The sequence below is a fragment of the uncultured Clostridium sp. genome (assembly GCF_934754915.1).
In the GTDB taxonomy this organism is placed as follows: domain Bacteria; phylum Bacillota; class Clostridia; order Clostridiales; family Clostridiaceae; genus Clostridium.
This window is the reverse complement of sequence record NZ_CAKVKB010000145.1, coordinates 1-7,598: the sequence shown is the minus strand read 5'-3', so window position 1 is coordinate 7,598 and position 7,598 is coordinate 1. Positions and strand designations below refer to the sequence as shown.

8 protein-coding genes and 1 pseudogene are annotated in these 7,598 nt (G+C 26.7%); 7 read left to right on the top strand and 2 right to left on the bottom strand.

Annotated features, from left to right (window positions below; all coding sequences use genetic code 11):
* The first annotated feature begins 88 nt into the window (after nt 1-88).
* A complete protein-coding gene (locus Q0F58_RS15735; protein ID WP_294378649.1) occupies nt 89-616 on the top strand; it encodes a methyl-accepting chemotaxis protein in 528 nt (175 codons plus the stop codon).
* 132 nt (nt 617-748) lie between these two features.
* Here the strand turns inward: Q0F58_RS15735 and Q0F58_RS15730 are convergent, their stop codons facing one another.
* The gene (locus tag Q0F58_RS15730) at nt 749-1,573 is read right to left on the bottom strand and encodes a methyl-accepting chemotaxis protein (protein WP_294378644.1); all 825 of its coding nucleotides are present in this window, start codon (nt 1,571-1,573) and stop codon (nt 749-751) included.
* 117 nt (nt 1,574-1,690) lie between these two features.
* Nucleotides 1,691-2,770, bottom strand: coding sequence for a GGDEF domain-containing protein (locus Q0F58_RS15725; RefSeq protein ID WP_294378641.1), 1,080 nt, complete (start codon nt 2,768-2,770; stop codon nt 1,691-1,693).
* A gap of 261 nt (nt 2,771-3,031) precedes the next feature.
* Here Q0F58_RS15725 and Q0F58_RS19695 point away from each other — a divergent pair.
* From Q0F58_RS19695 to Q0F58_RS15700, 6 genes and pseudogenes are all read left to right on the top strand, one after another.
* A pseudogene (locus tag Q0F58_RS19695) lies at nt 3,032-3,097 on the top strand (TetR/AcrR family transcriptional regulator); the annotation flags it as partial.
* 48 nt (nt 3,098-3,145) lie between these two features.
* Nucleotides 3,146-3,529 carry a TetR-like C-terminal domain-containing protein gene (locus Q0F58_RS15720; protein WP_294378638.1) on the top strand — a complete coding sequence of 128 codons (384 nt, stop codon included), beginning with the start codon at nt 3,146-3,148 and terminating at the stop codon, nt 3,527-3,529.
* A 230-nt stretch (nt 3,530-3,759) separates the two neighbouring features.
* On the top strand, nt 3,760-4,197 hold the full coding sequence (locus Q0F58_RS15715; protein WP_294378652.1) for an aldo/keto reductase: 438 nt from the start codon (nt 3,760-3,762) through the stop codon (nt 4,195-4,197).
* 108 nt (nt 4,198-4,305) lie between these two features.
* The gene (fliB, locus tag Q0F58_RS15710; RefSeq protein WP_294378636.1) at nt 4,306-5,469 is read left to right on the top strand and encodes a flagellin lysine-N-methylase; all 1,164 of its coding nucleotides are present in this window, start codon (nt 4,306-4,308) and stop codon (nt 5,467-5,469) included.
* A 177-nt stretch (nt 5,470-5,646) separates the two neighbouring features.
* Complete coding sequence (locus Q0F58_RS15705; RefSeq protein ID WP_294378634.1) at nt 5,647-6,228, top strand: histidine phosphatase family protein; 582 nt, start codon at nt 5,647-5,649, stop codon at nt 6,226-6,228.
* 340 nt (nt 6,229-6,568) lie between these two features.
* Complete coding sequence (locus Q0F58_RS15700) at nt 6,569-7,366, top strand: hypothetical protein (protein ID WP_294378633.1); 798 nt, start codon at nt 6,569-6,571, stop codon at nt 7,364-7,366.
* The last annotated feature ends 232 nt before the right edge of the window (nt 7,367-7,598 follow it).

The window sequence follows — 7,598 nt, the reverse complement described above, 5'->3', positions numbered from 1 at the left end:
CTTTAATAGCAAAAGCAGATACATTGAAACAGTAATATTCTTAAAATGTTTATATTTGATTACATTTTAAGTAGCAGTTACATTAAATTTGCTTAATGATATATCAACTTCAACAAATCTTCTCGCATTAAATGCATCTATCGAGGCAGCTAGAGCAGGAGAAGCAGGAAAAGGATTTGCAGTTGTCGCAACAGAAGTGGGAAATCTTGCTAATAGTACACAAAATTCATTGAAACAAGTAGAAAGCGTAATTGAACGGGTTAAGAATAATGTACAGAAAATTACTGATCAGGTTGGAGAAAATTCGGATAAATTAAATATACAGAACGAGTATTTTTCTAATGTTTTTAGCAGTATGAAGGAAATGAAAGAGTTGTTGAACACTTCTGTGGAGACAATTAATATAATGGGGAATGCGCATAGTAAACAATCAGATGTGATAAGGAAAACAGTGACTATTAACAAGAGTATTGCAGAAAGTATCAGAAATGAAAATGAACAATTTAATTCTATTAATAAAATGGCAGAAAATAATGCTGAACATATGACAGAAGTTGCAAATCAAGCAATTGCAATTAATGGTATGGTAGATGATATGAGTAGGATGTTGAAATAAAGAATAATAACAACAGACTTCCAATATATATAATTTTATGTAAACTGAATAAAAAAACTTCTTCTTGTAAATAATCAAAATAGAAAATTATTGCAAGAAGGAGTTTTTTGCGCATTGATAATTGATATCTTGTTAATTATGAAAATCTTTTTCTAAATCATCTGAGAGAGAAATTGCTTTTTCTAGCATAGATTTGATATATTTAATACTTTCAGTATAATTATTTGCTACATTATTAGCATTGTTTATTGAATTAACAATATTTTTAAGACAATTTTCTATATTATCTAATGTTTCTTTTATAGCTTTTGCTGAATCTCCACTATCAGTTGCTAATTTTCGCATTTCTGTTGCAACTACAGAAAAACCTTTACCTGCTTCTCCACTTCTTGCGGCTTCAATAGATGCATTTAATGCTAAGATATTAGAGAGTGAGGCATTTTTCTCAATATTATTTATAACTTCAGATGTGCTGTTAACTGCTGAGTTTACATCAGAAGTAAGATTATTCATATCTTTTAACATATCAGCAAGCTTTTCAGTCCCGTTAATAATATCCTGTACAGAATTATCAATATTGTTAACGGATTCTTTGAATTGTTCAGCTATTTGTGTTACTTTTTCTTTTCCTTCCACTGAATATGTAAAAATAAGACAGCCAATAACTTCATCATTATCCTTAATAGGAACTAGATTTCCTTCAATAGCTATACCAGCAACGTTTTTTGGCAAATAATTATGTACTTTTTTCCCGGTTTTTATAACTTTTTCAAAAGCACCAGTTGGATCAATGAATTTTTTCCCAATCTCCATACTTTCAGATCTTTTTGCACCTTTTGGTAATGCATAGCCTAATACTACACCTGTTGAATCAAGAACGCTAATATTACCTTCTCCATCAAATAATTGCCTTATTGTTTCTAGATTTTCAACAAATTCTTTTAATTTAACATTCATTTTAACATCTCATCCCTTTTATATATTTACATCTTATATACTTATATCTATATTTTACAAAATATTTTTTAAAAATGTCAATATTATTAAGAACTGTATAAGATTGAAGTGAAATTATTAATGATTTTTTTTGTTTTTTAATAATCTTTTATTTTCATACATGGCAGCATCAGCAAGTGAGCATGCTTGTTTAAAATCTATGTCAGATTCTAAAAATACTGTTCCAATTGCACAAGAATATGGTGTTTTTTTCATTTCTAACTTAATATTTTTTATCATATCTGGAATATTACATTTCTTTTGTCTAAAACATAATATCATAAATTCATCACCACCAGTTCTATATAAAAAACACCCATTTAATAATGAACTATGAACGCATTTAGTTAATGTACATATAGCTCTATCGCCTTCAGCATGTCCTAATTTATCGTTTATTGTTTTTAAATTATTTAAGTCAATAGAAATTATTGCAGTTAAGTATTGAAAATTTTTCTCGCCATCTATATAAAAATTTCTACGATTTAGAGCACCTGTTAATGGATCATGCTTAAATTGCTGAGTTGTTAAATACATATAATAAAATGCCATTGATGCAGCCCCTGCAATGTTAATAAATCCATCATAATTAAATGCTGATTCTAAAACAGCAGCTAATGAACTGATTACTGCAATAGCAATTGCTATAAGGGATTCATTTTTGTTTTCGCCCTTAAATAATTTTTTTGTCATTATTACAATTAATAATAAATATATTCCACTTGCTAAGAAAGGAGCATATCCTAAAGGTCCACGAATAAATTTGTTATCTTCTGAGTAGGAAAATGCAATATTGCTAAATAATGCAGTGAATACAATTAATCCATTTATAATCATAGGTAAGGCCATTAATATGTATGTATTTCTTTTTACATTATTGCGACATAGTAGAATTAAATTTAAGAATATAATAGCTGGTCGTAAAAAATAACCTAAAATTGAGACTATTACACGCAACATAATAGGATGAGAAAGAGAAGCACACCAGTATTCTATGCTATCAATAAAAACTAAAAACAAGATCATTATTGCTGCAGTAGAAAACATATTAACTATTCTGCGTTCAAAAACCGGATTGGCATTTACAAAGATTAGCATGAAGAAGGCAATAATTATCGTAGAAAAATTTATTTGCAAAAAATAATGCATTAATTCCATTGTATTCTCTCCTCAGTTAAATAATATTACAATACATTTATTATTTGTATTATTATACCATAAAAAGATATGACTAATTTACCTTTTTAAAAACAGATATACTGATTTTTTATAACATTAAAAAATATATAAAGTGATAAAGTAAATTTATTGTGTTATTATGGGAAAAAGAAGGTGTTATTTGTGGCAATTAATATAAAAAAGATTTTATCAGATGCTTTATTAGATTTATGTGAAGAAAAAAATTGAATTCAATAACTATTGAATAAAGCAGGAGTTAGTCGACAAACATTTTATAATCATTTCAAAGATAAGGATGATTTGATTCAATATATTTACAATTCTAGGATTGTACCTGATTTTAATGAGAATAATATGCAAATAAATTTCTATAATTCATTAGTTGAAACGTTTAATAATATAAGAAAATATCATTATTTTATGAAAGCTGCATGCTTAATGGATGGACAGAATTGTTTAAAGGATTACATTTATAAACATTGTTATGAATTTGATATGAAATGGCATCAAAAATTGTATGGAAAAAAAACAATGCCTGAAGCTTTGAAATTTGCAACTGAATACCATGCTTCAGCATCAAGCAGCATGACATTATCGTGGATATTATCAGATATGCCTGTATCCAGTGAAGAAATTGCTGGACTTATTGTTAAAATGAGAGGAATTGGCATGGATATATTATTTAAAGATGGTGAATATAAAAAAAATCCCTACTTAAAAATTGACAAAATTGATTAAATGTCAAAATATAGACAATATTAAAAAATTATAAATGGAGTTCTTTATTCTTTTTATTTACAATAAACACAAGGAATAATATTAATACTGAAAAAGTATATGAAATTGGATTTAATTATTAGACAGAGTTAGGAGAATTTATTATGATATATGTTCAATTGGGAAATTCAGATTTAAAAGTTTCTAAGGTTTGCTTAGGGTGTATGGGATTTGGCGATGCATTACAGTGAATACATACATGGACATTACCTTATGAAGAATCTAAAAAAATAATAAAGTATGCATTAGATCAAGGAATTAATTTCTTTGATACAGCAATGGCTTATCAAAGTGGGACAAGTGAATTATTTTTAGGAAAAGCCATAAAAGAATTTTCAAAAAGAGAAGATGTTATAATTGCTACAAAGTTTCATGGACGTACCAAACAACAAATTGATCAAGGAATAAGTGCTAAGGAACATATTGAAACATGTTTAAATAATAGCTTAAAAAGATTACAGATGGATTATGTAGATTTATATATATTACACGCATGGGACAATTATACTCCTATAGAAGAAACATTAGAAGCTTTAAATGATGTTGATTTGACATTAGAAGAAATGAGATATTTAGAAGAGTTATATGAGGCTCATCCATTAGTTGGAGTTATGGCTGAAAATAAGTAGGAGATATAAATTTTAAATCAAGTATGGGTAAATATTATTAAAAATTACTTAAAAATAATAGAAAGTGGTGATATTATAAGAAAAGGAAATGTTGTAGGAGGAAAGACAATGAAAACAAGAGTGCCAGATTATTTTAAAAAATTTAAGTGTATAGCTTCAGAATGTGAAGATACATGTTGTGCTGGATGGGAAATAGTAGTAGATGAAGATGCATATGAGGTATATAATTCTGTAAAAGGTGAATTTGGAGAAAGACTAAAAAAAGAAATTTATTTAGATGAAGATAATGAACATGTATTTAGGCTTAAAGGTAATAATTGTGCATTTTTAAATAAAAATAAGATGTGTGATATATATAGTGAATTAGGTGAAGAAAACCTTTGTTATACATGTCAGCAATATCCAAGATTTTCAGATGAATTTGGAAGCATAAGAGAAGAAGGATTGTCATTATCTTGTCCTGAAGCTGCAAGAATAATATTTGGAGATTCAAAAATAACAGAATTTGAAGTCAATGAAAATGAAGAAATGGTATTATCGTATAGTGGTTTAAACTTTGATGCGTTTGTACAGCTGTTAAAATCAAGAAAGATTATTATGAAAATACTTCAAAACAGAAATATAAATTTAAATTATAGAATGGCTATTGTATTAGGTTTTTCAAAAGAAATTCAAGATAAGATAGATGAGGATAAAATTAGAGAAATAGAGCAGGTTAGAGAAAAGTACGATGATAATGAATTTATAAATAAATACATAGCAGATTTGGAAAAATTCAAAGATAGAGGCGAAACTAAATATAATAATATAAAAAAGTATTTTAATGTATATTCACAAATTGAACATATTAATGAAGAATGTCCTATAGTAATTGATGAAGCAATAGAATGTTTTTATAAAGAAAATTCAAATTATGAATTTTATATAGAAAAACATAAAGAATTTGACGAATATTATAGAGATCGATTATATGAATTTGAACACATAATGGTTTACTTTATATTTAGATATTTTATGAAAGGTGTATATGATTATGATGTATCTGCAAAAGTAAAGCTGGCAATTGTAAGTACTCTTATGATAAAAGAACTGGATGTTGTAAGATGGATAAAAAATGGTAAAGAATTCACCATGAATGATCAAGTTGAAATTGCAAAGTTATATTCAAAAGATATTGAACATTCTGAAGAAAATGTTGAAGCCTTATATGAAACATTTGAACAGGATGAGATATTTAATTTGGATAATTTAAAGACAATACTTATAAATTAACATGAAATATATTATATACATTTAGTTGTATTAAAATATTAATAAGAAATAAATATATAAATAGCCTTGAGATAATAGAAAAATATCTTAAGGTTATATTTTTTTATTTTTGATAGTAGTTATTGGGATTTATAATATTATTATGATGAATATTGAAAAATGGCGGGAGGATTTGAGATGAAAAAAACATTATATTTAATGAGACATGGACAAACTTTATTTAATTTACAGCATAAAATTCAGGGATGGTGTGATTCTCCTTTGACTGAACTGGGAATTAAACAAGCACAAGTTGCTGGACAGTATTTTAAAGATAATAATATTATTATTGATCATGCTTACAGTTCTACATCAGAACGTGCAAGTGATACATTAGAATATGTTACTGATTTTAAAATTCCTTATATTAGAGTTAAAGGTTTAAAAGAGTGGAATTTCGGAGCTTTTGAAGGAAAAGATGAATGTTTAAATCCAAAACTGCCTTATGGTGATTTCTTTAAACAATTTGGTGGAGAAGGTGAATTGAAATTAAGAGAAAGAATATGTAATACATTAAAGGAAATTATGGAAAAGGATGATCATAAAGTTGTATTAGCAGTTTCTCATGGTGCAGCGTGTGCACAATTTTATTGTGCATGGGAGAAGTGTGCAAAAGTGAAGAAAACAGAGAGATTTTATAATTGCTGTATTTTAAAATTTGAATATGAAAATGAAATATTTACTTTAACAGAAATCTATAATCATGATTTAAAGGTATAATTTCAAAACTTAATTCTTTAGAGCTGTTGTATTAAAGGACATATTGCATTGAATCTAAAAATATGCAATATAATCTTTAAGCAACAGCTTTTTTGATTAAATATTATTTAAGTCAATGAGATAACAGGAAAATTTAAATATGTTTATAAATTTGAATAAATCATTATTTAAATAGAATGTTCTGGAGAATAATTTATGAACTAAAATAAAGTTTCTGCATAATATAATATCAGGTATTAGTTTTATAGAGAATAAAACTTTAGAGCAAAATTAGAATATAATCTAATTTTAGTGCTAATAAGGCATATTTAATATGTTTTGTTACGAAGGAGAGAATAAGATGAAAAACAAAAAACATGAGAATTGTAGACCTGGTAAAAGAGAATGTGAAAAAAAGAGATGTGAATGTGGTTTTGAAAGAAAAAGAAAGCATCATCCAAAGAGTACAAGCTGCAGCAGTAGCAGTGAAGAGTTTTTAAGACATGATTGTGAATCTAGAAGTTCATCAGAAAGAATGAACTGTTGTGATTATGATGATTTTATAAAATCATGTATGTGTGAAACAAGAAACACATCTGATTGTAATTATTGCCACAATTCTGATTTCTCATCAAAAGATAGATTTGATTATGATGACTGTAGATGTAGAAGATCTGATAAACATGATAGGGAAGAATCTTGTAGATCAGATAGATATGAATCATATGATTCAAGTGATTGCAAATGTGGTTTTAGAAGAGATTCATCAGAATGTGAAAGAAGTAGTTCTGATGAAAAAGATTCATGCAATCATGGTAATAGAAGACATCACAAATGTAAATCTAATCATAGATCAGATTGTAGAGAAAGCAGTAGTTCAGAAAAATGTCATAAAAACAAAAATAATTCATGCGAAAATTATTGTGAATGTTTTATCGGTGGTGTAGAAGAAGGATATTGCCAAGGATATGAAGAAGGATTTAATGATAGATGTAATGATCAATATAAATGTGGCTATGATAAAGGATTTGAAGACGGAAAAGAAGAAGGATATAAGATTGGATGCAATTCTGGATATGAAAAAGCAAAACAAGAAGTTCAAGAATATGTTAATAAAATTAAGAAATGTAGAAGGAAAAAATGCTGCAAATCTTGTTAGTAAAAATATCTAGATATATTATTTAATCATCTTTATATATTTGGAGAAATAGCTGCAAAGTTATTTCTCCTTTTTTAATATATTTTTATAATAAAATATTTATTTTTTACCATCCACTTTATGGTATAATTTAACATGTGATAAAAATTAATATTACTAGACTTGTGCAGTAAATAGGAAAAATTTAAGCTACTAGTCCTAATTTGGAAATAGTAGACTCTAGACTAATCCC

Bases quoted from the DNA above. Each gene is read 5' to 3' on its own strand.
- Q0F58_RS15730 (WP_294378644.1), bottom strand. From the start codon at position 1,573: ATGAATGTTAAATTAAAAGAATTTGTTGAAAATCTAGAAACAATAAGG.
- Q0F58_RS15725 (WP_294378641.1), bottom strand. From the start codon at position 2,770: ATGGAATTAATGCATTATTTTTTGCAAATAAATTTTTCTACGATAATT.
- Q0F58_RS15720 (WP_294378638.1), top strand. From the start codon at position 3,146: ATGCAAATAAATTTCTATAATTCATTAGTTGAAACGTTTAATAATATA.
- fliB (WP_294378636.1), top strand. From the start codon at position 4,306: ATGAAAACAAGAGTGCCAGATTATTTTAAAAAATTTAAGTGTATAGCT.
- Q0F58_RS15705 (WP_294378634.1), top strand. From the start codon at position 5,647: ATGAAAAAAACATTATATTTAATGAGACATGGACAAACTTTATTTAAT.
- Q0F58_RS15700 (WP_294378633.1), top strand. From the start codon at position 6,569: ATGAAAAACAAAAAACATGAGAATTGTAGACCTGGTAAAAGAGAATGT.